This is a genomic window from Parabacteroides sp. AF17-3, from assembly GCF_003635445.1.
GTDB lineage: Bacteria > Bacteroidota > Bacteroidia > Bacteroidales > Tannerellaceae > Parabacteroides > Parabacteroides goldsteinii.
On the sequence record NZ_QTMM01000028.1, the window covers coordinates 1,524 to 24,718 of the forward strand.

The 23,195-nt window shown below is 43.2% G+C and carries 20 protein-coding genes; 18 read left to right on the plus strand and 2 right to left on the minus strand.

Annotated features, from left to right (window positions below; genetic code table 11):
• Nucleotides 1-186: 186 nt before the first annotated feature.
• From DWW91_RS26425 to DWW91_RS26500, 17 genes are all read left to right on the plus strand, one after another.
• Nucleotides 187-1,929, plus strand: a complete 1,743-nt coding sequence (locus tag DWW91_RS26425; protein WP_122329334.1) for a fimbrillin family protein — start codon at nt 187-189, stop codon at nt 1,927-1,929.
• 42 nt (nt 1,930-1,971) lie between these two features.
• Nucleotides 1,972-2,994, plus strand: a complete 1,023-nt coding sequence (locus DWW91_RS26430; RefSeq protein WP_122329335.1) for a fimbrillin family protein — start codon at nt 1,972-1,974, stop codon at nt 2,992-2,994.
• Nucleotides 2,995-3,020: 26 nt separating this feature from the next.
• Nucleotides 3,021-3,953 (plus strand): fimbrillin family protein, encoded by a 933-nt coding sequence (locus tag DWW91_RS26435; protein WP_122329336.1) that lies wholly within the window; start codon nt 3,021-3,023, stop codon nt 3,951-3,953.
• A gap of 40 nt (nt 3,954-3,993) precedes the next feature.
• Nucleotides 3,994-5,211 (plus strand): fimbrillin family protein, encoded by a 1,218-nt coding sequence (locus tag DWW91_RS26440; RefSeq protein ID WP_122329337.1) that lies wholly within the window; start codon nt 3,994-3,996, stop codon nt 5,209-5,211.
• Between the two features lie 103 nt (nt 5,212-5,314).
• Nucleotides 5,315-6,409 (plus strand): fimbrillin family protein, encoded by a 1,095-nt coding sequence (locus DWW91_RS26445; protein ID WP_122329338.1) that lies wholly within the window; start codon nt 5,315-5,317, stop codon nt 6,407-6,409.
• A 39-nt stretch (nt 6,410-6,448) separates the two neighbouring features.
• The gene (locus tag DWW91_RS26450) at nt 6,449-7,615 is read left to right on the plus strand and encodes a fimbrillin family protein (protein WP_122329339.1); all 1,167 of its coding nucleotides are present in this window, start codon (nt 6,449-6,451) and stop codon (nt 7,613-7,615) included.
• 16 nt (nt 7,616-7,631) lie between these two features.
• Nucleotides 7,632-8,498 carry a fimbrillin family protein gene (locus DWW91_RS26455; protein WP_233584587.1) on the plus strand — a complete coding sequence of 289 codons (867 nt, stop codon included), beginning with the start codon at nt 7,632-7,634 and terminating at the stop codon, nt 8,496-8,498.
• A gap of 13 nt (nt 8,499-8,511) precedes the next feature.
• Nucleotides 8,512-9,360, plus strand: coding sequence for a hypothetical protein (locus DWW91_RS26460; protein ID WP_122329341.1), 849 nt, complete (start codon nt 8,512-8,514; stop codon nt 9,358-9,360).
• Nucleotides 9,361-9,373: 13 nt separating this feature from the next.
• Nucleotides 9,374-10,345, plus strand: a complete 972-nt coding sequence (locus tag DWW91_RS26465; protein ID WP_048317881.1) for a fimbrillin family protein — start codon at nt 9,374-9,376, stop codon at nt 10,343-10,345.
• 17 nt (nt 10,346-10,362) lie between these two features.
• Nucleotides 10,363-11,370 (plus strand): fimbrillin family protein, encoded by a 1,008-nt coding sequence (locus DWW91_RS26470; protein WP_122329342.1) that lies wholly within the window; start codon nt 10,363-10,365, stop codon nt 11,368-11,370.
• Between the two features lie 15 nt (nt 11,371-11,385).
• Nucleotides 11,386-12,588, plus strand: coding sequence for a DUF4906 domain-containing protein (locus DWW91_RS26475; protein WP_233584588.1), 1,203 nt, complete (start codon nt 11,386-11,388; stop codon nt 12,586-12,588).
• A gap of 23 nt (nt 12,589-12,611) precedes the next feature.
• Nucleotides 12,612-12,887, plus strand: coding sequence for an HU family DNA-binding protein (locus tag DWW91_RS26480; protein ID WP_007656599.1), 276 nt, complete (start codon nt 12,612-12,614; stop codon nt 12,885-12,887).
• A gap of 135 nt (nt 12,888-13,022) precedes the next feature.
• Nucleotides 13,023-13,196: a hypothetical protein gene (locus DWW91_RS26485; RefSeq protein ID WP_007656600.1), complete on the plus strand. Its 174-nt coding sequence runs from the start codon at nt 13,023-13,025 to the stop codon at nt 13,194-13,196.
• A 150-nt stretch (nt 13,197-13,346) separates the two neighbouring features.
• Nucleotides 13,347-13,508 (plus strand): hypothetical protein, encoded by a 162-nt coding sequence (locus DWW91_RS27925; RefSeq protein WP_007656601.1) that lies wholly within the window; start codon nt 13,347-13,349, stop codon nt 13,506-13,508.
• Between the two features lie 101 nt (nt 13,509-13,609).
• Nucleotides 13,610-13,765, plus strand: a complete 156-nt coding sequence (locus tag DWW91_RS27930; RefSeq protein ID WP_007656609.1) for a hypothetical protein — start codon at nt 13,610-13,612, stop codon at nt 13,763-13,765.
• Nucleotides 13,766-14,790: 1,025 nt separating this feature from the next.
• Nucleotides 14,791-15,234 (plus strand): hypothetical protein, encoded by a 444-nt coding sequence (locus DWW91_RS26495; protein WP_007656613.1) that lies wholly within the window; start codon nt 14,791-14,793, stop codon nt 15,232-15,234.
• Between the two features lie 15 nt (nt 15,235-15,249).
• Nucleotides 15,250-16,458 (plus strand): sodium ion-translocating decarboxylase subunit beta, encoded by a 1,209-nt coding sequence (locus DWW91_RS26500; RefSeq protein ID WP_122329344.1) that lies wholly within the window; start codon nt 15,250-15,252, stop codon nt 16,456-16,458.
• 102 nt (nt 16,459-16,560) lie between these two features.
• Here DWW91_RS26500 and DWW91_RS26505 read toward each other — a convergent pair whose 3' ends face one another.
• Nucleotides 16,561-17,781: a lipopolysaccharide assembly protein LapB gene (locus DWW91_RS26505; protein ID WP_007656617.1), complete on the minus strand. Its 1,221-nt coding sequence runs from the start codon at nt 17,779-17,781 to the stop codon at nt 16,561-16,563.
• 40 nt (nt 17,782-17,821) lie between these two features.
• Complete coding sequence (gene gyrA, locus DWW91_RS26510; protein WP_122329345.1) at nt 17,822-20,398, minus strand: DNA gyrase subunit A; 2,577 nt, start codon at nt 20,396-20,398, stop codon at nt 17,822-17,824.
• Between the two features lie 221 nt (nt 20,399-20,619).
• Between gyrA and DWW91_RS26515 the strand changes: the two genes are divergently transcribed.
• A complete protein-coding gene (locus DWW91_RS26515) occupies nt 20,620-23,181 on the plus strand; it encodes an ATP-dependent Clp protease ATP-binding subunit (RefSeq protein ID WP_122329346.1) in 2,562 nt (853 codons plus the stop codon).
• The last annotated feature ends 14 nt before the right edge of the window (nt 23,182-23,195 follow it).

A 23,195-nucleotide genomic window follows, 5' to 3' on the forward strand; every position in this document is an offset into this window, starting at 1 on the left:
ACAAATTCTGAACCTATTGCTATCTCCATTGGCATATTGCCACATTGGCCCATTATTTCTTCCCTCTTTATCAATCGCATCTGTTGTAAACGATAAATAAAACAGATGCACCGATCGTTACACGGCATCCCCGGAGGATGTCGTGCCGCTTTTCGTGTGTCTACGAATAATTTATAAACAAAAAATATGAGACTGAATAACTTAGTTGCTAAACCGTTCCTGCTGGCTGCCGCCTTCGTTTTGTTGGCCGCCTGTCATGATGACGACAAACCCGAACCTGAGCATGAAGGGGAGGGACAACTCATCGTCACGGTCGAAAACCCCGGCGCACAGGCACTGTCTCTCCGCATCTTTGGCGACGGACTGACGGAACCGCTCGAAAGCCGGTTCGACGCAGCAAATGCGACAGGCAAACTCGATAAATGGCTGCCTGCCGGACAGTATGACGCCCTGCTCACGACCGACGATCCGGAAGCGGTCACGATAGACGGTACCGACGGCTTTGCCACGGCTACCACAACAGTTCGTGTCCCTGAAGGATCAACAATAATGCCTGCGCTGAACACTCCTGTCTATGTAGCCAGCCGTTCGGGCATATCCCTTACCGAAGGAAAGACGAATGAACTGACCCTTCAACCCGAAGATATCCGTAAGATACTGCGTCTCACGGTGACGGCCCCCGGCAGACAGATCGCCGGTTCGCTGGATGCTACCTTGCAGGGCATTGCCGGTAGAGTAAATCTGGCGACAGGAATGATAACATCTTCTGCGACCCTCGATATGACTCTTCCGGCTCCCGATGCACAGAAGGCTTACAGCACAACAGCCGGTATCCTCGGTATCGCCTGGCCGGAAGACGTCGATCCCAGTACATCGAGCGACACCCATCTTCTGACATTATCCTGGCAAGGTACGGACGGGAAAAAGCAAATCTACAGTGAAGATGTCTCGTCACAGCTCTACCGGGCAACTGAAGCAGGTGCCGACACCCTCGACCTGGCCGTTACCATCCCGGAGGAAATCGCCAAAGTCGCTATACATTTATATACAGGTATCCGTACCCGTGCCACCGTCGATGCTTTCGACGGTACACCCGTCAATATTGCAGCCGGAAACACAGCCGGGCAATATTCCGACAGTTGGGAAGGAGAAGCTACCGATAACGAAATCGTCCTGTCTCCCGAACGCTATTATCCGGCCGACGGTTCGCCCGTTTATCTGCGTGGCTATTACCCAGCAGCCCCACTCAACAACGGCAAAGTAGAATATACCCTTACCGGACAGGAGGATCTGATGCTTTCGGTAGAACAAAGCGGCTCGATAACCGAACAGTTCGATGCCGTAAAGACACCGCTCACATACCGCCACCTGCTTTCGCAACTGAACTTTACACTGAAACTGAAAGGAACAACCGACAGTTACCGCATCCGCTCAGTCCATATCAATGGCCTTGCCTCGACAGCGGTTGTCGACCTCGGTTCGGAAGCGATAGAACCTTTGGGAAATGCCGGACCGGTAATAGTATATACCGATCCCGGCACCGGTGGTTTTCCGATCACCAACGGAACCGTGACATTACCCGGCTACGTCCTGGTACAACCGGAAGCGACGCTAACGCTCGACCTGGTGCTGAATGTGGACGGCAATCCGTCGAACGACAAGACGTTCAAAAACCTTCCCGTTAAGTTTGAAGCGGGTGGTAGTGAAGGTGGCAGCGCCTACGAGGTAGAGATCTCGCTGGAAGTCCCCGACACGCCGGATATACCCGACGACCCGGACGAGCCTGATAATCCGGATATCCCGGATGAACCGGACACGCCTGATCCCGAACCTGAAAACAACATCAAGGTAACAGTCACCGTCAAAGTGACCGACTGGAATCCGGGTGACCAGGGAGGCGTAACGGTAGATCCTTACAAACAACGATAGAATTTATATTTCACACATTATTAATTTATACAAGTAAAACAAATGAAAAAGAGTTTAGTAAGTATGGCAGCATTGGCCCTGATAATGGCAAGCTGCTCAAATGACGAAGAGAATGTAGTAACCGGCAATGGCGAGGTGACAAATGCGGTGCCAGTCCAGATCAGTCAAAAGGTGGCTGGAGTAGAGACAAAAGCGGCGGTTGTTCCAGGAGTAAGCATGCAAGCTGTTATATTGATGGCTGATGGCGAGAGTCCTGATTTTACCTCTTTCACTCCGAGAAAGGAAAACACATTGGATAATGAGAATAAGTTTGCTGGTGACGGAGACCGTGCCAATATCGCTAATGCAGAATTTACAGCAAGTGGTACAGCAGGAGAAATTACATTGACTCCGGCATTATACTATCCTGTAAGTGCTGAAACAACCAAAGCTTCAATCTTAGGGGTTTCTCCCCAAGGTATTGTAGATGCGACCAAAGTCTCATTTGCTACAACAGATGGTTCTCAGGATGTGATGTATGCCGGAAAAGTAGGTGCCGGATCTGCACAAACGCCCACAGCAGGAGGGATTGTTTTAGATTTTAAACACAAAACAACCCAGCTTATTTTTGTTGCAAAGCTTTCTAAAGAGTTGGCAGGAACTGAATGGGTAAATAAAAATGTTAGTGTAAAAAGTATTACTGTTCAAAACGCTAAAGTACCGGAATCATTAACTTTCAGCAATGGTCAGGTAAACTGGAAAACAGTCGGTGAAATCACAGTTGCAGGATGCAATACTGCATTGACAACAAATGTATGCGATCCAAGTGTTCCAATCATGATTGCTCATGCATCCAGCGTAACGGTTAATTTGTCTTTATCCGTAGATGATACGATTGTATCATACAATAATCTGGTAGTACAAAATGGCAGTGGATCAAATTTAGCTACGGAAGAAGGTGCTTCTCATGTAATCACATTCACAATTACTCCTCCGACAGCAGCAGCAGGGGCAACTAAAATTACCACATCTGCAAAGGTTACTGACTGGAAGCCAGGTGCTGCCGGACAAGTCACTATTCAATAATCCCGCCAAACACGAACAAAAAGCGAATGAAGCGACAACGTATATATCTGCTTTTATTCCCGGCATTATTGCTGGTATCAGGCTGTTCAGACTCGGATTGCTCCGAGCCTGAACAAGTCCCGATCGAACTGCATGCCCAGGGGAATGCGACAGTGGAAACGAAAGCCGATCAGACGATCACCGAGGCTTTCGCCACCACCGTCTTTGCCTCTATGCGCAGCGGTGATTACACCGGTCTCACTTCTCCGGTTAATGCAAAAGAATGGAAGATAGACACGGAGGTACAGACTAACGGTACGGTTCCATTGTCTGGAAACCCTACTTACCCGGAAAACGGAGACTGGCTTTACCTGATTGCCGTGGCTCCCCAAGCATCTTCGTATAGCGATAATGATGGTAAGGTTACGTACACCCTTACCGGCCAGACCGACCTGATGTATGCCTCTCAAATCTCTGGCAGCCGATGGGATGGGAATCATTTTGTTCCACTCACTTATAAGCATTTGCTTACGCAGTTGACATTTAAAGCAATGAAGAAAGTAACCGGTGGTTTAAGCGTGAAAGTCAAGAAGATAACCGTTACGACAACAAACAGTGTCACGCTGGCTCTAACCAATGGTGAAACCTCTTTCTCTGGTAGCGGTGAGTTGTCTTTGGAACTCCCGGACGGTGGAACAGAGATCAGCGGTACGACAGCAACACCTCTTTCGGGTTCCCTGCTTTTGCCGCCGCTTACCGGCACTTCCGATGCTTATAAGCTGACAGTCGAAACCTCCATCGGGACATTCAAAGACCTTGAGATCACCCCTCAATCAGACGGAGGAAATCTGTCTTTTGCCGGTGGAACTTCTCACGAAATCACCCTGAATATAGGTGACAAGGAACTGGGTATCTCTTCTGTTACTGTATCCGGATGGGTTCCGGTGATACAAAACGACGATCTGAATCTGGTTGAATAACCTTAAGAAATAAAAACAACAAGTATAAAAAACGAACGAAATGAAACAAACGAAATTACCTGTTTACCTGATGCTTCTGGCTACCCTGTCTGCCGGTAGTTGCAGCAACGAGGATACCCCCGACACCCCTTACAACCCCTCCAACGACCCGGACGCCGTTGAACTGGGCATCACTGCCGGGGTGGCGCTGACGAAGAGTGCGATAAACGAAGGTACCGATGATACCAATTTTAAAAGTATTGTTGTGTATGCAGTAGGAGCAACAACTTCATACACGACTGGCAACAATTATGCGCTATATACGAAAAGTGGAAACTGGACAAATACCGGTACCGATAAAATTTATCTGACTAACGAGACTGCCACGATCTATGGGTATCATCCGGCATATAAACCCAACAATGGTGTAATGGAAACTAGCGGCACCGCGTTAAAAATCAAAGAAGCATCGCCTTCCGCTAATGCAACGATTGATATTTCCGTTTTTGAGAGTAGTGATAGCGGTGATGCAAACAACAAATATCCTACAGATATTAATAACGCGGATAAAATTTATAGTTCTACTTGGAGCGAAAATACAGCTAATAAAGGTAAAATCATCTCTGCTCCAGGTGAAGTAGACTATATGTATGCTGTAAAATCAGACAGTGAGACAGATCAGCCAACTGCCAGTAATGGAAAAAAAGCCAGTGGTACTCCAACTGCAAATGCCAATGAGGTTTCTTTGAAAATGAAGCACGCTTTAGCCATGGTCAGTTTTCGGATTTATAATGACGGAACATATGCCAATACAGGCAGCCTGACAAAGATAAAATTAAGTAATACAAGTACGAATAAAGATTTAAGTAAAGGGACGAATCCAACAATGAAGATTAAAGACGGAAGCATCACGGAAAATGCTGCCATTGCTGCTAATTATTACCGTTTTATTGATGGAGGATATACTATTATAAAGAAAGGAAATTTGCCTTCAGCGACTATTGCTACTTCGGAAGATGAAGCAAAACAGGGGGCAAAAAAATTCAGCATTTTGGTGTTACCCAGTACTACTGCCAGTGCAGCGAATATTCAGGCAACATTTACAATTGATGGTGCTGAATATACAGTCCCGTTAGGTTCTGCCGGCACTGTAAATTGGGCAAAAGGCACAAACACCCTTTACACGGCCAAACTAAGTGGTAAGGAATTAACCCTATCCAGCATAACAGTAGAAGGCTGGGGGAATGGTGCAACAACCGGAGAACTCCCTGTCAATTAGGAACTGAGAGTAACTTTTCCCCTCTCGAGAGGGGAAATCGATACCCTCAGTTCACCGTAAATAAAGAAAGAAACGAAACAATTTATTAAACGAATAAAAGATTATGAAACCGTATAATTACCTGTTATTACCCATCCTGACGATCTCCCTTCTGACTTCCTGTTCGAAGGAAGAAAATATCGACAGTCCGGTAAGCCTTACCCTGCGTGTAGCCGGTGTGTCCCTGACGCGTGCCGCTATCGACGACGCTTCCGATCTGACTAGCGTCGGTATCTACGCCGTCAACGCTGAAACGACCGAACAGACCTACGGTGTTCGCCCTGCAGGTATTTACGGAAAATATAAACCTGTAACAGCGAATGGCATCACCTCGCTCGAACCGGAAAATATGCCGACCGACCAGACCATCTGGTTGAACAATGAGAAAGCAATCATTTTCTCCTGCCATCCCGCTCCGGCGAATGGGAACAGCGATATTAAGAACGATCCGTTAACAGGTTCAACCACTTTAACCGATCCGGTTCCGACCGTTCCTGTGCCGGTTGCAGCTATTGAATATATCAGTTCGAAGACTGCCGCTAGCAACCAAGTAGACCTTACCCAACCGGAAAACGACTACATGTATGGTGTCGAATACAAAAACGATACTTATCAGGAAAACCAACCTTACGCCAACAACGGAAACAGTATGCCGAACGGAAACAAAGGCCCTGGCCAAATAGTCAGCATCGGCCTGAAACATGTTTTTGCCAAACTCCGTCTTGTCATAAAGAAAGAAAACAGTTACAAAGGAGCCGCCGCAGTCACCTCTGTAAAATACACCTCTAAAATACCTGTGCTGGGCAACAAGACCCGCATGAAACTAACAAACGGTGAACTGCTCGACCTGGATAACACCGGCAGTTCCGCTACCGATCAGTCATATGAGTACACATTGACGTCTGCAACGGCTACAACCAATGCAAGTGCTACACTGACCATTACGAACTATGCTATACCCTGTAAAGAAACATCTTTGTCAGGCACCATTTCATTGACTGTTGATGGAAAACCGATGTCGGTGGCTTGTACCAATCAATGGGAGAGAGGTAAAATCTACACCTACACGGTAACGATTAAACCGACCGGTCTCGAACTGTCGGGAATTAATGTCGTCGGCTGGCAGGATGCCGCCCAGATTCCCGATACAAACATTTGATACATCAATAATAACGATATAAATAAAAATAGAATCAATATGAAACAAAACAAACAATCCATTTGTCTGGCTGCACCACCTTTACGGCAGTGTGTCTTCCTGGGGTACCTGTTGTTTCTCCTGTTGCCCGCTTGCACGGTCGGAGAGGATGGGGCAGACAATGGCCCTTCCGGTAACCGGGGAGAAACAGTTTTGCTGCAACCCCGTTTCTATACCGGTCAACCGTCGACCCGTTCTGTCGTGAACGGCCTGGAATCGTCGGAAGCCGTAACTGGTAAAGATAAAATATCCTCTGTCATGCTTTATGTAACGGAAAGTGCTGGTTATCCTTTTTACCAGGGTGTGAAAGATCCGGATAACAAATTGAAAGACGGACTTTCCCTCTTCAAAGCCAAAGGTGAAGGAACCTTGAGCTGGGCAGGTGCACCTGCCGTAAACCTTTACAACCTTCAGGCACGTGTTTTCGCTTTCAGTCCCTCAGATGCAACGTTCAATCCTTCTACGACCAGCGATGAGCATACGATTGAGGTAACGATACCGACCGATATGACTTTCAACGGCGAAAATAGCTGGCAATGCAACACTGTTGATTATCTGTACGGTTCAGGTTCAAGCGATATCGGTAGCAAGACATCGATCACAGCCAGCAATGCCGAGGGGGCTTTTTCGCCCACTATTCATCTGCAACATGCATTGGCGCAGATCGTGTTTAAGCTGCAAAGTGCTTCGGGACGTCTGGTCGATAACGATTACGACTATGTTAAGAAGATCACGCTCAACGCTGCTTCAAACATATTTGCCGCTACGGCAAACAGTGCAACGACCACGATGAAACTAAAAGACGGTACCCTGGGCGTAACGGCTGGAACAGGAGTATTAAGTTTCACTCCTGCCCCAACGACCACAGCCGTTAAATGTGGTGAGAATGGAACTCCGGCAATAGTCGGTTATGGCCTGGTCGCTCCGCTGGCCAGCAAACCAACAGATGTTTCATTGACCATCGTGCTCGGGAAAACGACAGATACGGCAAATGAACGCCACCTGATTGTCAAAGCTGCCAATTTTCAACAGATGCAATGGGAGAGGGGCTATCGCTATACCTATAGTCTGATCTTATCCGATAGGGCCATTGTCGTTGAAGACATAACAATAGACGGATGGCAAAAGGTTACCGGGAACGGTACACTTCGCCCGAATGGTTTTTAAATGATGAAAGGAGAATATGATGAGAAAAAGAATAACAATACATAAAAACATGGCACTGGTGGCCGCTGTATGGCTGGCAGCTATCGGATCCGGCTGTTCGGATGAAACAATCCTTATGCCTGCCGGGGAGGGTAATCCTGTGAAAGTACTGGCATCGATAGACCGCTTCAGCGGAATACTGACGGAAAGCGGCAGTAAAACGATTGCCGCAGATAATAGTTATGACCGGAGTACCTTCGTTAATAGCGATAAGATTCGGATCACAAAAAAATATGGAGGAGTAGCGGACAATGTAATAGAATATACGTTGTCGTCCGGAATCTGGACACCGCCGTCCGGCAAGGCGCTTGCCCTGCAGGCGGGAGCTACTTATCAGGCTGTATATCCGGCAAATTACACCAGCATTCAATCTTCACAAAGCGTTGCGACCAATTATTTAAAAAGCAATTTGCTGCGAACGGAGATATTACCGGCAAGCAGCGAAACCATTGATTTCACATTCAAACATGTAAATACGAAATTGACGCTGATATTTAAACCGGCAGAGGGTGGCCCTGCCTTTTCGGGCGATTTTAGTATTCAGGTGCAGGCGCCGGGATTGCTGACAGGGGGAAGCGTACAGGAGATCGTAACGCTTTACCGTCCGGATACCAACAACTATACCTGGCACGGCATCGTTTATCCCAAAGGGACCTCTACGGATATTACCGTCAACGTTACCTACAAGAATGTAACTTATAAAACGACCTTGTCCGGCTGCACGCTGACAGCCGGTTCGCAGTATGAGTATACGCTTACTATCCAGAACAATATCCTGGTGCCTGTCGGCAGCGAAATAAAACCGTGGACACCGAATCAAACTCATACCGGATCATTATCATAGAAAAAGAACAGATATGAAAAGAATAAACACAACACAACGATCACTGGGCATACAGATAGCCGTCTTGCTGCTCCTGTTGTCCTCTTGTACGTCCGGAGAACAAGAGACAGGAATAGGCCGTCCGCTGGAAGTAACAGCAGAAATAGCCACCTCGGTAACACGGGCGACCGATGCCCATGACTCAGACTACGACAAACGGACCTTCGTTGCAAACGACCAGATCAATATCTATTCGGGGGCATCCGCAAGTGGTAGTGCTACGGTTTATAAGTATAGTGACTCCGGAAGCACTTCGAAATGGCTGCCCAACACTGGAGGAGATGGTATCACCATTACTACCGAAAACGAGACCTATACGGCTTCGTTTCCGACTACATTCAGTGAGATAAAACAGGATCAGACGACCCCGACTGCATTTTGGGAAAGTAACCAGCTTATCTCTTCAAAAGCAGCTGTCGGCAACCGTGTCGACTTTGTCTTTGCCCCTGCGGCAGCCAAGATCACGATTAATGTGGAGTATGCGAGCATTACGACCGGAAACGGCATTAAGTTGGAAGGAAATTCTCTGCGTACTGACGGCGGAACCAATGAGACCATCCAGCTTTTGCCGGTAACGGCTTCCGGAACAAATCATACATATATCGGTATTATCCGTGCTAACGCCGGGACTGTTTACCAAATAACCGTCTCTGCTGGGGGGATAGATAAATCTTATGCTCAATCGAGCATCAAGCTGGAAGCCGCTAATAATTACATATACAATTTTACATCTACGAATAAGTTGATACTTAACAGTGTAAATGTGACTCCGTTTGCTTCTGACGGTAGTGCGGAATCCGGGGGAGACTTAAATGCAACTTAATACATAAAAGAATATGAGAAAATTGAATTTATATACATTAACAGCGTTATTGGCAACCTGTGCCGGATGCACGGACAGCCTGCCGGATAACGGCGAACCGTCTTCTTCCGCTCTCCAATTGGTTTCGGTCGGATTGGCGGAAACAATACAGACCCGTGGAATCGTGACTTCCATCAATCAGGTAAAATTATATGTGGCCAATGCCGATGCGCTGACCGCCTATAATACATCGACACCTACTTTGCTGTTTACCCAAAGTAACGGAAGCTGGTCGAGCACAGCCTCAGTGGAGATAACAACGGCAAATGGGAGTGCTGACGTCTATGCCTGTTATCCGGATGCGGATATAACATCCGGCAGCAACCTGACCATTCCGGTATCCGTCAGAAAAGGAAGCGATTCAGATGAGACCCAGCAGCTCGACTTTACCGGAAGCCAGCAAACAGATTATCTCTATGCCACAAAACAGGCAGGGATTACCCAGACGAATCGTGCTATTTCGTTGACGATGAATCATGCGTTGGCAAAAGTGAGTTTCAGGATAGACAAAGAGACCGATGTTAGTGAAAGCCTTTATTTGAAGCAGATTAGTATCCAGAGTAATACAAATAAGTTGCAGGTCGGCGAAGGCAGCATGCAGTTGACGGATGGGGTATTGAACGGTCTGGTCTCTACGTCTGTCGTTACGTTGAACGGTTCGAAAGAACTGTCTACTTCACTGTCTTCCCCGAACGTATCCTGCCTGATGGCTCCGATGAGTGCGACCGAATCGGTACTTTCTTTCAGCCTGACTGTAGCAGTCGGCAGCGAGGGCAGTACTGAATTGCGCACCTTTAAAACGGCCTCCGCTACTCCTGTCCAATGGCAAGCGGGCAAACATTATATGTACTCCATCACAGTCAACAAAATCGGTGGGATATTGAAAAACTTTAAGGTGGAAGACTGGAAAAGCGATGCCAGCCAGGATACGAATATTGGTATTTAACGAATTGCAGAAAGATTATGAAGATAAGAATAAACATTCTTTTACCGGTTTGTCTGGCCCTGATGATGCTGGCATGTACGTCGGGATTACCGGATAATGACAACAGGCAGAAGCCGCAAGGAGAGGGAGAACCGGTTGAACTCTCATTTAAACTGTATGAGGCTTCTTTAACGAAGGCGTTGGGTGCTACCACTCTGGTAGACCTCGATCCCGGTACAAAATTCACTGTTCTGGCTTATAAAGCCGGAACAGCTGTGGATGCATCCACACAAAAATTACCGGAACCGCTTGGCAAAAGTGTCTGTACGATAGCAGATGATAAAACAGCCGACGGCAATATGTCTCTTTATCGCGGTGAATATGACGTTTACTTTATTTCGTATAACAGTGAAACGGCTCCCGATCCCAGTGCGGGTGAAATAGAAGTACGTAATGGTTACGATTTCATGTATAACGAGATCAAAGGTCTGGTCGTGCAACCGCAAAATGACGGAGATAATAAAATGGAGGTTTCAATGACAGGACCGTTTGTCCGTCTAGGTTCAAAAGTAGATCTGTGGGTAAAAGCGAAAGAATCACCTGTTAAAATAAGTGATTTGATAGTTCAGAAAATAGAGATAAAAAACTTATCAGTTCCCTTAACTTATTATTTAGGGGAAAAAGACTGGCGACCGGGGGCTGGCTATACAGACTCATATACAGTATCGAATTTTTCTTATACGGTGAATGCCTGGAGTAAACCTCATAAGAATAATGATCCGATAGTGTTACTGCCGGTTGATGGCAGCCAGCCTCTTGAGTTTATAATTACATTGAAAGTATTTTATACGGAAGAAGGCGTCGTTGGTATCCAGGAGGGTATATTTACATATACTGCCACGACCTCAAAAACATTATTGAAGGGAATGCAATATAAATTCGAGTTCACACTGACTTTCTTCGGTATATTGAATCCGGGCGATATCACTATATCATTACTTGATTATACGAAAGTAGACCAGTCGACAGACGAGGTCGGTGAATAATTTAAATTAATGGGTATGAAAAATAAAAGTATACAATATTCTTTATTATCGTTTACACTAGCATTTGCACTACTGTTTGCGGGATGTGAAGCAACGGAAGACCCCCAAAATACGGATCACGGCAAGATGTGCAATTTCCAGTTTTGCCTGAAATTGCCGGAATCGATCAGTGTGAAGACTAAAGCCGATCCACCAATAACTCCAACTATTGGAGATGATAAAATTAACATTAATAATGTTTGGATATTGCAATATGACGTTTCCGGTAATTTAATAAGAAGCGTTTATAAAGAAGATGACATAAACAATGATACGGATTTTGTTCAGGAAAATCTTTATATGGTCAGGATCAATACAGATACAAACTCAGATGAAGAAAAGTTTTCTGATATGTCTAGCCATTTTTATATAATCGTTAATGGGGAGAAAAGTCTTTTGGAAGGCTTTACTGGAACTGAAGCCGATTTGAAAGCTAAAACAGTAAATTTTACAGAAGCACTTGGTTCAAGACCTACGTTATTAACATCCGGGCCCTCTGAATATAATCCGGCAACAGCATCTTCCGAGGGGACGGAAGATAATAAAAAGGTCGTTTTTGTGTCTCGGCTATTTAGGACTTATGCCAAAGTGTCTGTTAAAGTTCAATTTAAGGATGCTACAACTGCTGCATCTTTGTCGGATATGACTGCTACGATCACCAATATTCCCCAAATAATAGCTCTATATACGGCTGGAGGGGGAAATAGTAATAGCCTGTATCCGGAAACCATAAGTGCTACCACAATGAATTTAGATGCTCAGAGTTTTAGTTCATTAACTTCTACCTCAGGGGCGTCTGCTGATTTTTATATGCCGGAAAACCTCCGGGGATTGGGTCTTTCCGAATCGTTCGAAGGAAAAAACAAAGAATCCAATGGTCCTGGCAGTACGTCTGTTACCACTTCAACTCCGGATGGTAAACTGACCGGTTGTACGTATCTTACTTTAAAGGGCACCTATAAGTACAGCAGTAGCCACGCAAATGGGATAAAAGTCGAATATCGTTTTTACCTGGGTGATAACCTGACAAATAATTATAACATCCAACGGGATCACCATTATGATCTGACCATCAATATAAAAGGAGCTAACAGTGCTGATCTCCGTGTGAAGATTACGGATGGCAATGTTGCCGTATTCGATGATGTAGATACAATAGAGAATGAAGTAAGTTTTTAAAAGAGAATTAAAATAATACAGATATGAATAAAGTAGAACTATCCAAACAAATATCCAGCAAAATGTCTATTAAGCAAGTGGAGGCATTACGGTTTATCCACACATTGGAAGAAGTTTTTGAAGAAGCGCTTCTGACAGACAACAGCATTATTTTCCAGAATTTCGGCACATTCACCCTTTGGCAACAGACCGAACGTCCTGGTCGTAACCCAAAAACCGGTGTGCCTGTAACCATAAAAGCCCGGAAAAGTGTTAAATTTAAACCTGGCAAACAGTTACTGGAGGCTTTAAATAAGTAGGAGAGTGCTGTTTAATAGGTCTTTTATTAATATTCAGCACTTGAACAGATATGTTTTGTCAATTTTTTGTTGCCCATGATATAATTATTTATATTTTTGTGCTTCGATTTAATAATAAGAAATATCAAAAGTAAAATGAAAGAGTTAGTAGACAAAATTAATGTAGCGATTGGGGAATTTAGCACAAATGCTAATGCACAGGTTGAAAATGGTAACAAAGCAGCAGGTACACGTGCTCGCAAAGCTTCTTTGGAACTTGAAAAGTTACTGAAAGAATTTAGAAAAGCATCTATCGAAGCAGCTAAATAAAATTTTATTTCAGTTATAAGAGAAAGGAGGTCATCTATTTAACGATGATCACCTTTTTTCGTTAAAAGAGATTGTGTATGTGAACAATGTGAAATTAATATTGTTAGATGAAAGTTAAAACAATATTAATCAATCTAAAACGACAAAAGTATGATACCTAGCACTGAATTGGAAAATGGTAAAGTTGAATTAATTCGTGAAATACTCGATATCAGTGATATACATGATATTGATTTACTCAAAGAATACAATAAAGAACTAGCCGATTCTTTAACACAGGAGCTAACTCCGGATGCTGGAAAAAACGATTAAACAAAATAATGCATCTGTCATTCAAAAAAAGTCTGTGAGTTGATAGGGGTATTTTCTTTTTTTCTGTCTCATAGATGAAGTTGAATTTAAAATGGAAAAAAATGGAAACAGCTGAAAGAGAAAAAGCACCTATGTTGTGGTACTGGAGTATTCCTGAAAATGGTATGGATATTGAGGATTGCGAAAAGATCGCAAAGGAAAATCTCGTTAACAGACCGAATAACAGATATATGGAGATGCATATTGCTTTCGTTTGAAAAGTATAATACAGAGAGAGTTTAAGGCATGTAGAGTATCAAAAAAGATACATACATGCCTTTTTAGTATTTATTAGTATATGATTCCGGAACATAAATAAATGACGTTTTGTTATAATATCGAATAAAATAAAGTTCTCTACAGAGATAATTTTCAGGGATCGTTTAATAACCCCAGAAAAAAATAGCAGAAAATTATTCTGTAGTCAAGAACCAAATAAAGCATATCATTGTTATAATGATAAACAGAGCTTGAAAAAAGATTCTGTAATAATTATGTTAGTAGTATTTGTTTTTTCATATAAGTAGAGTTTGTTATTTGTTTGGTCCGTATGTAACTGTGAAGTTATATACGGATTTTTTATGCCTGAATAGCTCCTGATATCTTTCTGTTACTATTTTTTTTATAATTACGATTATGTTTAATAGAATTATAAGAAGTTATCCTGGGACTATCCCACGCAAATTATTTTCAACTTTTATTGACAAAATTATGTTGTATGTTAAATAACTATTCTAACTTCGCACCGCGATGAAAAAAGTATTGTTGATAGTATCGTTTCTGTTTCTGCTTCTTTTGAATATGCAGATAAAGACTGAAGATGAAAATATTTTGTCTCCTGCGAAAACGACTTTTGTCTGCAGTAAGGAAAAACATCCATTCCAGGACGAGTTAAAGAATTATGATTTAAGTCAAAGCTATCATTCAGTCTATTGTCTTACTACTCGTAGCCAGGTGTTGCCAACCCGATGCGAACGTCCGTTTAAAGTGACTACCCGTCTTTTGGAGTTGTTTCTTCAGAAGGAACAAAATATTCTGAATAAAGTATCTGAAACATTTTTAATATCACAATCAGTAAAATTCTCCACTCTTCGTATACGATCAGGCCATTGGGTCTACGTACTGCGGAAAATAATTATTTAGTTTAACATCTTTCTTTTTTATTGTCTGTACGTGAATTGGCAGATAATGACTAATCATGTACCTAATTAAGGTATTATATTGGATTTTAAATTAAATAATTATGTTAAGTCTATTACTTTCAACCCTTGAAATGATGGCTCTGACCTTCATTATCGGTTTTGTTGTTGCCGGTGTAATCAAGCTTATTGCTGTTTGGGCCGACTCCCTGGAATTTCACCATTCTCACAGTGATGAACTGATGCAATTCGGCAAACTAAATAAATTGCGTGCCAAAATTGGTGAAATATTAGGGCTGGATGTGGTAAATAATGAAGAAGATGTGACTGATGACGAACGCGAAGAATTCCGTCGTGGTGTAAACAGCGATCTTCTCCACATAAAACCGTCCGGATATTATCATGGCGTAAGTCATGGCGCTTCTCATTTGGATCTGATGGATTATTATTATCCACAGGATACTCGCATTATGTACCTCAAAAAAGAGGAACAGCTAATGAGAAAGAACAATACAAACAAAAAGGAGAATCCTTCTATCGAAAAATAAAAACAGATATGGAAAATGTTGATTTTTTTTAGTTTGTTCCAAGGCTTTGGAACAATGGTTGCCGGTGGATGGATACTGGCTGTTGCGCGTGTTTTTTTGATTACACTTGGCGGCCTACTCGTTTATTTAGGCTGGAAAGGAGTCCTGGAGCCGATGGTTATGATCCCGATGGGATTAGGAATGGTTGCAATCAATTGTGGTACTTTAATCATGCCGGAAGGTGTATTAGGTAATTTATTCCTGGATCCTATGCTTTCAGATACAGACGAGTTGATGAATACAATGCAGATTGATTTTCTTCAACCCGTATATACGCTGACTTTCAGTAATGGCTTGATTGCCTGTTTTGTGTTTATGGGAATTGGAACATTATTGGATGTGGGCTTTCTGCTTCAGAAGCCTTTTGCCAGTCTTTTCCTGGCTCTTTGTGCGGAACTGGGAACTTTTCTGACGTTACCTATTGCCAGCGCTTTTGGTTTGTCTTTAAGTGAGAGCGCTTCTGTTGCGATGGTTGGCGGTGCAGATGGTCCGATGGTTTTGTTTACATCCCTGATCCTGGCCAAACATTTATTTGTTCCTATTACTGTTGTTGCTTATTTATATCTGGGACTGACCTACGGAGGATATCCTTATCTGGTCAAACTCCTGATCCCGCAGCGTTTGCGTGCCATAAAAATGACCACTACAAAACCTCCCAAAAACTACGATGCTAAAGTTAAACTGGCTTTTTCTGTTATTTTGTGTGCTGTTTTATGCTTTTTATTCCCTGTGGCCTCTCCCCTTTTCTTTTCATTGTTCCTGGGTGTTGCCGTTCGCGAATCAGGCATGAAGCATATTTATGATTTTGTCAGTGGTCCGTTATTGTATGGTTCGACTTTCATGCTGGGGCTGTTATTGGGTGTATTGTGTGATGCTAAATTGTTACTCGATCCCAAGATATTGAAATTATTGGTATTAGGAATTACTGCATTGTTATTGTCTGGTATCGGAGGTATCATTGGCGGATATATCATGTATTTCATTAAACGCGGAAATTATAACCCGGTAATCGGTATTGCTGCTGTCAGTTGTGTTCCTACTACTGCTAAAGTAGCACAGAAACTGGTAAGTAAAGAGAACCCGGACTCTTTCATTTTAGGTGATGCGTTAGGTGCTAATATTTCAGGTGTTATTACGTCTGCAATTATTACAGGTATTTATATAACGATTATCCCTTATCTGTAAAGGGCTGTATCACTACTGATAGAAAATAGCTGATCCCGAGTATATATATAAAAATAGCCATCTCAACAGAGACGGCTATTTTTATATATAATGAAATGATTATTATTTGTTCATTTCAGCTTCGATAGCTTCCAGTTCCGGACCCATGTTCAGATTATAATAGATACCTCTTAAAGCAACCATATATTCTGATTCGCTAGGTTTCATTTCGTGAGCTTTCTGGAAATAAGGAAGAGCTTGTTTGAAAAGATCTTTTGCAATAGTTAATTCTTCCTGATATTTCTTGCTATCATTGATCATGTTAGCTTCACCCTGTTTGTTTACAGCCTGGTTGTAATATATACGTCCCAAAGCAGACATCGATTCAACACTTTCCGGATTGACTTCTAAAGCTTTCTTGAATGTTTCTTCTGCTTTTGCATAATCTTTAATACCTGTTTCGTAAACAATTCCTAATGCATGATACAGCTGACTATCAGAAGGTTTCTGTGCAATTGCAGTATTCAGATAACTTATTGCTTTTTCGTTTTGACTTGACTGGATGTAAGCGTCAATTAAACTCATCAGGAAGAACTCTTCATTGGGGAATTTTGCATAACCTTCTTCAAGAGTCTTAACATAGTTTACACTGTCACCAGCCTGTTTGTATTCGTAAGACAAATACTGGTAAACATCATTCAGTCTGAAATCTGAACTTTTTGCACGTTCCAGAGCTTTGATTGCTATAGGAGAATCCTGCAATTGAGTAGCTGCAACAGCTGCATAGAACTGAACAGTCATGAAAGTAGAATCTTTTTCAGCAGTCTGAGTTCCTTCGAACATAGGCAGTTCAGAGATTTCCAGATACTGGTTGAAGAAGTCATAAGCCTTCTTATAATCCTTCTGATCGAAATAGTAAGCACCACCGTTAAAGAAATATACATGGTCAGCACCTAAAATACTCTTAATGTCTTTAGAATATTTAGGTTTGATTTTACCTTTTTCGTTAGGAAGCTGATCCAGTTCGTAAGCCTTCTTGAAATAAGGAAGGATAGCACCTAATGCTTCGTACATAACTGGTTCATTCGGCTGTTGTCCTAAAATCTGTTTTGTTCTTTCAGCACTGAACTGCTGGTCTTCGATAAAACCTGCAACATACCATGCCTGGGCGTCATCCTTTGTTTCAGGATTTTCCAAAGCACCTTTGATTAAGGCTCTTGCTTCAGTGAAGTCTGCCTTGTCTCCTTTTGCTATTCCTTGCGCCTCCTTAACGGCTTTCTTTTGAGCGAAAGAGGCAGATGATGCTGCAACACATAGTGCAACTGTTAATAATAATCGTTTCATTGTGATAGTAATTTGAGATTAATATTTCTATTTGTTTAAATTATTCATTTGTTGTCTCTTCAGTATCATTTGCGATATCTTCAGATCCATCAAAACCGATTAATTCTTCATTATTTTCATTCTGAGCATCCAGTTCAGCGCTTTCTTCATCTACCTGCTCATCCGGTTCGGACAATACCTTACATACCGAGGCTATTTCATCATTACGTTTACCCAGGTTGATCAGGCGAACACCTTGAGTTGCACGGCCGATGACGTTCAGATCTGTTACTTTCATACGGATAGCGATACCTGACTTGTTAATGATCATGATGTCATTTTCCTCTGTCACATTCTTGATGGCAACCAGTTTACCTGTTTTATCAGTAATGTTGATCGTCTTGACACCTTTACCGCCACGGTTAGTCATTCGGTAATCTTCCACATTCGAACGTTTTCCGTAACCCTGTTCAGATACAACCAGTACAGTATCGGTTTCCTTATTCTTGATACATACCATACCTACCACTTCGTCGGAAGGATCATTATCCAATGTCATACCTCTAACGCCGGAAGCAGTACGTCCCATGACGCGAACCGCACTTTCGTGGAAACGAATAGCCCGTCCGTTACGGTTAGCAATCAGTACTTCGTTGTCTCCGTTGGTCATACATACTTCGATCAGGCCGTCGTCTTCACGCAATGTGATCGCATTTACGCCATTCTGACGCGGACGTGAGTATGCTTCAAGCAATGTTTTCTTGATAACACCCTTCTTGGTACAGAACAACAGATAATGTGAATTGATAAATTCAGTGTCGGTAGTCAGCTTCTTCACGCGGATAAAGGCGTTTACTTTATCATCCGCTTCAATGTTCAATAAGTTCTGGATGGCTCTACCCTTTGCATTCTTAGCTCCTTCCGGAATTTCATATACTTTCAGCCAGTAGCACTTGCCTTTTGCTGTAAAGATCAACAAAGTGGCATGCATAGAAGCCGGATAGATATATTCCACGAAGTCTTCGTCGCGTGTTACCGAGCCTTTCGCTCCTACTCCGCCGCGTCCTTGTGCACGGAATTCACTCAGCGGCGTACGTTTGATGTATCCCATGTGGGAAATAGTGATGATCATCTCATCATCGGCATAGAAATCTTCAGGATTCAGTTCTTCGGAAGCATATACGATATCTGTTTTACGTTCGTCGCCGAACTTATCTTTTACTTCTTGTAATTCTCCTTTGATAACGTCCATACGAACATCTTCATTTTCAAGAATCTCTTTCAAACGGGCGATCAACTTTTCAATTTCTTCGTATTCTGCACGCAGTTTGTCCTGTTCCAGTCCGGTTAACTGACGAAGTCTCATTTCAACGATTGCACGTGCCTGAACATCCGATAAAGAGAAACGTTCCATTAAACGTTCGATGGCTTCGTTCGGGCTCTTGGATGATTTGATGATAGCAATTACTTCGTCGATATTATCAGAAGCAATGATCAAACCTTCCAGGATATGCGCTCTTTCTTCGGCCTTCTTCAGTTCGAAACGGGTACGACGGATAACAACTTCATGGCGATGTTCAATAAAAGCCTTGATCATATCCTTCAGGTTTAACTGTCTCGGACGACCGTTAACCAAAGCGATATTGTTTACACTGAAAGAAGATTGCAGGGCAGTCAGCTTATATAATTTATTCAGTACAACGCCTGAATTGGCATCACGTTTCACGTCAACGACGATACGCATACCGTTACGGTCTGACTCATCGTTTACATTAGAAATACCCTCAATACGCTTGTCATTAACCAGGTCGGCTATATACTTGATCAGTTCTGCCTTATTAACAAGGTAAGGGATTTCAGTGATAATAATCTTTTCGTGATTATTTTCTACTTCAATTTCTGCTTTACCACGAAGAATGATACGTCCTCTACCGGTTTCGAATGCTTCTTTTACACCGGCATATCCGTAAATTGTAGCACCAGTCGGGAAGTCGGGCGCTTTGATGTATTGCATCAATCCTTCTACATCAATATCTCCGCGAGCGTCGATATAGGCAATACATCCGTCGAGTACTTCACTCAAATTGTGTGTCGGCATATTGGTTGCCATACCAACTGCGATACCAGAACCACCATTTACCAGCAGGTTAGGAATACGGGTCGGCAATACAGTCGGTTCTTTCAGTGTGTCATCGAAGTTCAACTGAAAATCTACCGTATCCTTCTCGATATCCCGGAGCATTTCCTCGGCAAGTTTACTTAATCTTGCCTCCGTGTAACGCATAGCGGCAGGACTGTCACCGTCCACTGAACCGAAGTTTCCCTGTCCATCGACCAACGTATAACGCATCGACCATGTTTGTGCCATACGAACCATTGCGAAATAGACGGACGAGTCGCCATGTGGATGATATTTACCTAAAACTTCACCAACAATTCTCGCAGATTTTTTATAAGGTTTGTCGGATGTATTACCCAATTCATTCATTCCAAACAAAATACGACGATGAACCGGTTTGAAACCATCCCTAACATCCGGAAGGGCGCGTGAAACAATAACAGACATTGAATAGTCAATGTATGCCGATTTCATTTCCTCCTCGATGTTAATCTTAATAATTCTGTCTTGATCAACCATTTAGTTTTATATTAATTACACTCAATATCTCACCTTTTAAAAAGTGCACTAAGGTAACGCTTTTCCCATTATCACGAAAGTTTTTACGCTGAAATTTTATTATTCAGAAATATTGGGGGTTTCTTAAGGAATAATGGCATGAAATTTGTTAGGTATATATAGAGAGTTTCTTAATTTTGCATTCACAGTACATTATTATAATAGATAAGGATTCATATAATATGAAAAATAATTATTCGAAAAGGCTGATCGACGTTATAGAGTATAGCCGCGAAGAAGCCGCCAGGCTTCAGAACAGTTATATCGGGCCGGAACACTTAATGCTTGGTATCATCCGCGACGGTGATGGCAAAGCCATGCAGTTGCTGCATGATTTGCATGCCGACGTATTCGATATAAAGAAGAGGATTGAGCAGGAGATCAAAAATACATTTGAAACTGAAGAGTCCGAATTACACGATATAGCCATCAGTAAAACAACTGAACGTGTATTGCGCATGAGTATGCTAGAGTCACGTTTGTTTAAAACAGACGAGACGGGTACGGAACATCTGCTTCTTGCTATTCTGAAAGAAGAGTTCAATGTTGCCGCCAAAGTATTGGGTGAAGCCGGTATAAACTACCGTAACGTATATAACAATCTGGCAAACGGAACAAACATGAACCGTATGGAAGAACTGGAAGAGATAGACGAAATCAGTGACGGTTATACGGATGACGAGGACGATGAAGAAGAAGATTTCTCTTCACGTAAGGAATCCCCCCGCTCCTCTTCAGGTACCGGTGCCGCACAGCCCAAGTCACCGAACGATACTCCGGTATTGGACAACTTCGGTACGGATATGACACGTGCCGCTGCCGAAAACCGCCTGGACCCGATTGTTGGTCGTGAGAAAGAGATTGAACGCCTGGCACAGATTTTAAGCCGGCGTAAAAAGAATAATCCGGTACTGATCGGTGAACCGGGGGTGGGTAAATCTGCTATTGTAGAAGGACTTGCCCTGCGCATTATCCAGCGTAAAGTATCACGTGTGTTGTTCGATAAGCGGGTGATCAGTCTGGATATGGCCTCTATCGTGGCCGGAACAAAATACCGCGGACAGTTTGAAGAACGTATCAAAGCAATTTTGAACGAACTTTCAAAGAATCCGAACATCATCCTGTTTATCGATGAAATACATACCATTGTCGGAGCAGGATCGGCTTCCGGTTCTATGGACGCTGCCAATATGCTGAAACCGGCGCTGGCACGTGGTGAAATACAATGTATCGGTGCTACGACGCTGGATGAATATCGTAAAAACATCGAGAAAGACGGTGCTTTGGAACGTCGTTTCCAGAAAGTGATTGTCGACCCGACAACAGCAGAAGAGACATTGCAGATTCTGAAAAATATCAAGCCCCGTTATGAAGAACATCACAATGTGATCTATACGGACGAGGCGCTGGATGCTTGTGTAAAGCTGACGGAACGATATATCAGCGACCGTAACTTCCCGGATAAGGCAATCGATGCTTTGGACGAGGCCGGTTCTCGCGTACATATATCTAATATTACAGTACCGAAGAGTATCGAGGAACTGGAAGCAAAAATAGAAGATACGAAAACCGAAAAACTGGCTGCCGTAAAGTCACAGAACTTCGAACTGGCTGCAAGTTTCCGTGATAAAGAACGTCAGTATCTGTTGCAGCTGGAAGCAGCGAAAGCTAAGTGGGAACAGGAATTGCAGGAACATCGTGAAACAGTAGACGAAGACAAAGTAGCTGAAGTGGTAGCCATGATGTCAGGCGTACCTGTTCAGCGTATTGCCAAAGCAGAAAACCTGAGACTGCTGGAAATGGCAGACAACTTGAAGAAGCAGGTAGTCGGCCAGGACGATGCCGTCCAGAAGATCGTAAAAGCGATCCAGCGCAACCGTGTAGGATTGAAAGACCCGAACAAACCGATCGGAACCTTTATGTTCCTCGGCCCAACTGGTGTAGGTAAAACTCACTTGGCTAAAAAGTTGGCTGAATATCTGTTTGATTCGGCTGATTCATTGATTCGTATCGATATGAGTGAATATCTCGAAAAGTTCGCGGTTTCCCGCCTGATCGGTGCACCTCCGGGATATGTAGGTTACGAGGAAGGTGGCCAGCTGACGGAAAAGGTTCGTCGTAAACCCTACTCCGTTGTATTGCTCGACGAGATCGAAAAAGCGCATCCGGATGTATTCAACTTGCTGTTGCAGGTATTGGACGAAGGTCGCCTGACTGACAGTCTTGGCAGACGGATCGACTTCAAGAATACGATCCTGATCATGACTTCCAATATCGGAACACGTCAGCTGAAAGACTTCGGCCGTGGCGTCGGATTCAGTTCGCAGGCAGCCGGTGAAATGGATAAGGACTTCTCTCGTGGTGTGATTCAGAAAGCACTGAATAAAGCATTCGCTCCTGAATTTCTGAACCGTGTCGACGATATCATCATGTTCGACCAGCTTGATAAAGATGCGATCCACAAGATCATTGATATTGAGTTACAAGGACTTTACAAACGTGTTTGTGGTCTGGGCTACGAACTGGTACTTACCGACGAGGCAAAAGATTTTATTGCAACGAAAGGCTACGATGTACAGTTTGGCGCCCGTCCGCTGAAGCGTGCCATCCAGAAATATCTGGAAGATGAAATGGCCGAGTTGATAATCCGTGCATCCGTTGGCGAAGGCGACAAGATCGTTGTAGACTTCAATAAAGATGAACAGAAAATAGTAACATCCGTACAAAAGAAAGGACAGGAATAAGTCGTTTCTTCCGG

What these genes read in the sequence shown, in the direction of transcription:
- gyrA (WP_122329345.1), bottom strand. Translation starts at nt 20,398, where the DNA reads ATGGTTGATCAAGACAGAATTATTAAGATTAACATCGAGGAGGAAATG.
- DWW91_RS26500 (WP_122329344.1), top strand. Translation starts at nt 15,250, where the DNA reads ATGTTGATTTTTTTTAGTTTGTTCCAAGGCTTTGGAACAATGGTTGCC.
- DWW91_RS26450 (WP_122329339.1), top strand. Translation starts at nt 6,449, where the DNA reads ATGAAACAAAACAAACAATCCATTTGTCTGGCTGCACCACCTTTACGG.
- DWW91_RS27930 (WP_007656609.1), top strand. Translation starts at nt 13,610, where the DNA reads ATGGAAACAGCTGAAAGAGAAAAAGCACCTATGTTGTGGTACTGGAGT.
- DWW91_RS26475 (WP_233584588.1), top strand. Translation starts at nt 11,386, where the DNA reads ATGAAAAATAAAAGTATACAATATTCTTTATTATCGTTTACACTAGCA.
- DWW91_RS26430 (WP_122329335.1), top strand. Translation starts at nt 1,972, where the DNA reads ATGAAAAAGAGTTTAGTAAGTATGGCAGCATTGGCCCTGATAATGGCA.
- DWW91_RS26425 (WP_122329334.1), top strand. Translation starts at nt 187, where the DNA reads ATGAGACTGAATAACTTAGTTGCTAAACCGTTCCTGCTGGCTGCCGCC.
- DWW91_RS26485 (WP_007656600.1), top strand. Translation starts at nt 13,023, where the DNA reads ATGAAAGAGTTAGTAGACAAAATTAATGTAGCGATTGGGGAATTTAGC.
- DWW91_RS26435 (WP_122329336.1), top strand. Translation starts at nt 3,021, where the DNA reads ATGAAGCGACAACGTATATATCTGCTTTTATTCCCGGCATTATTGCTG.
- DWW91_RS26455 (WP_233584587.1), top strand. Translation starts at nt 7,632, where the DNA reads ATGATGAGAAAAAGAATAACAATACATAAAAACATGGCACTGGTGGCC.
- DWW91_RS26445 (WP_122329338.1), top strand. Translation starts at nt 5,315, where the DNA reads ATGAAACCGTATAATTACCTGTTATTACCCATCCTGACGATCTCCCTT.
- DWW91_RS26460 (WP_122329341.1), top strand. Translation starts at nt 8,512, where the DNA reads ATGAAAAGAATAAACACAACACAACGATCACTGGGCATACAGATAGCC.
- DWW91_RS27925 (WP_007656601.1), top strand. Translation starts at nt 13,347, where the DNA reads ATGATACCTAGCACTGAATTGGAAAATGGTAAAGTTGAATTAATTCGT.
- DWW91_RS26480 (WP_007656599.1), top strand. Translation starts at nt 12,612, where the DNA reads ATGAATAAAGTAGAACTATCCAAACAAATATCCAGCAAAATGTCTATT.
- DWW91_RS26465 (WP_048317881.1), top strand. Translation starts at nt 9,374, where the DNA reads ATGAGAAAATTGAATTTATATACATTAACAGCGTTATTGGCAACCTGT.
- DWW91_RS26505 (WP_007656617.1), bottom strand. Translation starts at nt 17,781, where the DNA reads ATGAAACGATTATTATTAACAGTTGCACTATGTGTTGCAGCATCATCT.
- DWW91_RS26515 (WP_122329346.1), top strand. Translation starts at nt 20,620, where the DNA reads ATGAAAAATAATTATTCGAAAAGGCTGATCGACGTTATAGAGTATAGC.
- DWW91_RS26470 (WP_122329342.1), top strand. Translation starts at nt 10,363, where the DNA reads ATGAAGATAAGAATAAACATTCTTTTACCGGTTTGTCTGGCCCTGATG.
- DWW91_RS26440 (WP_122329337.1), top strand. Translation starts at nt 3,994, where the DNA reads ATGAAACAAACGAAATTACCTGTTTACCTGATGCTTCTGGCTACCCTG.
- DWW91_RS26495 (WP_007656613.1), top strand. Translation starts at nt 14,791, where the DNA reads ATGTTAAGTCTATTACTTTCAACCCTTGAAATGATGGCTCTGACCTTC.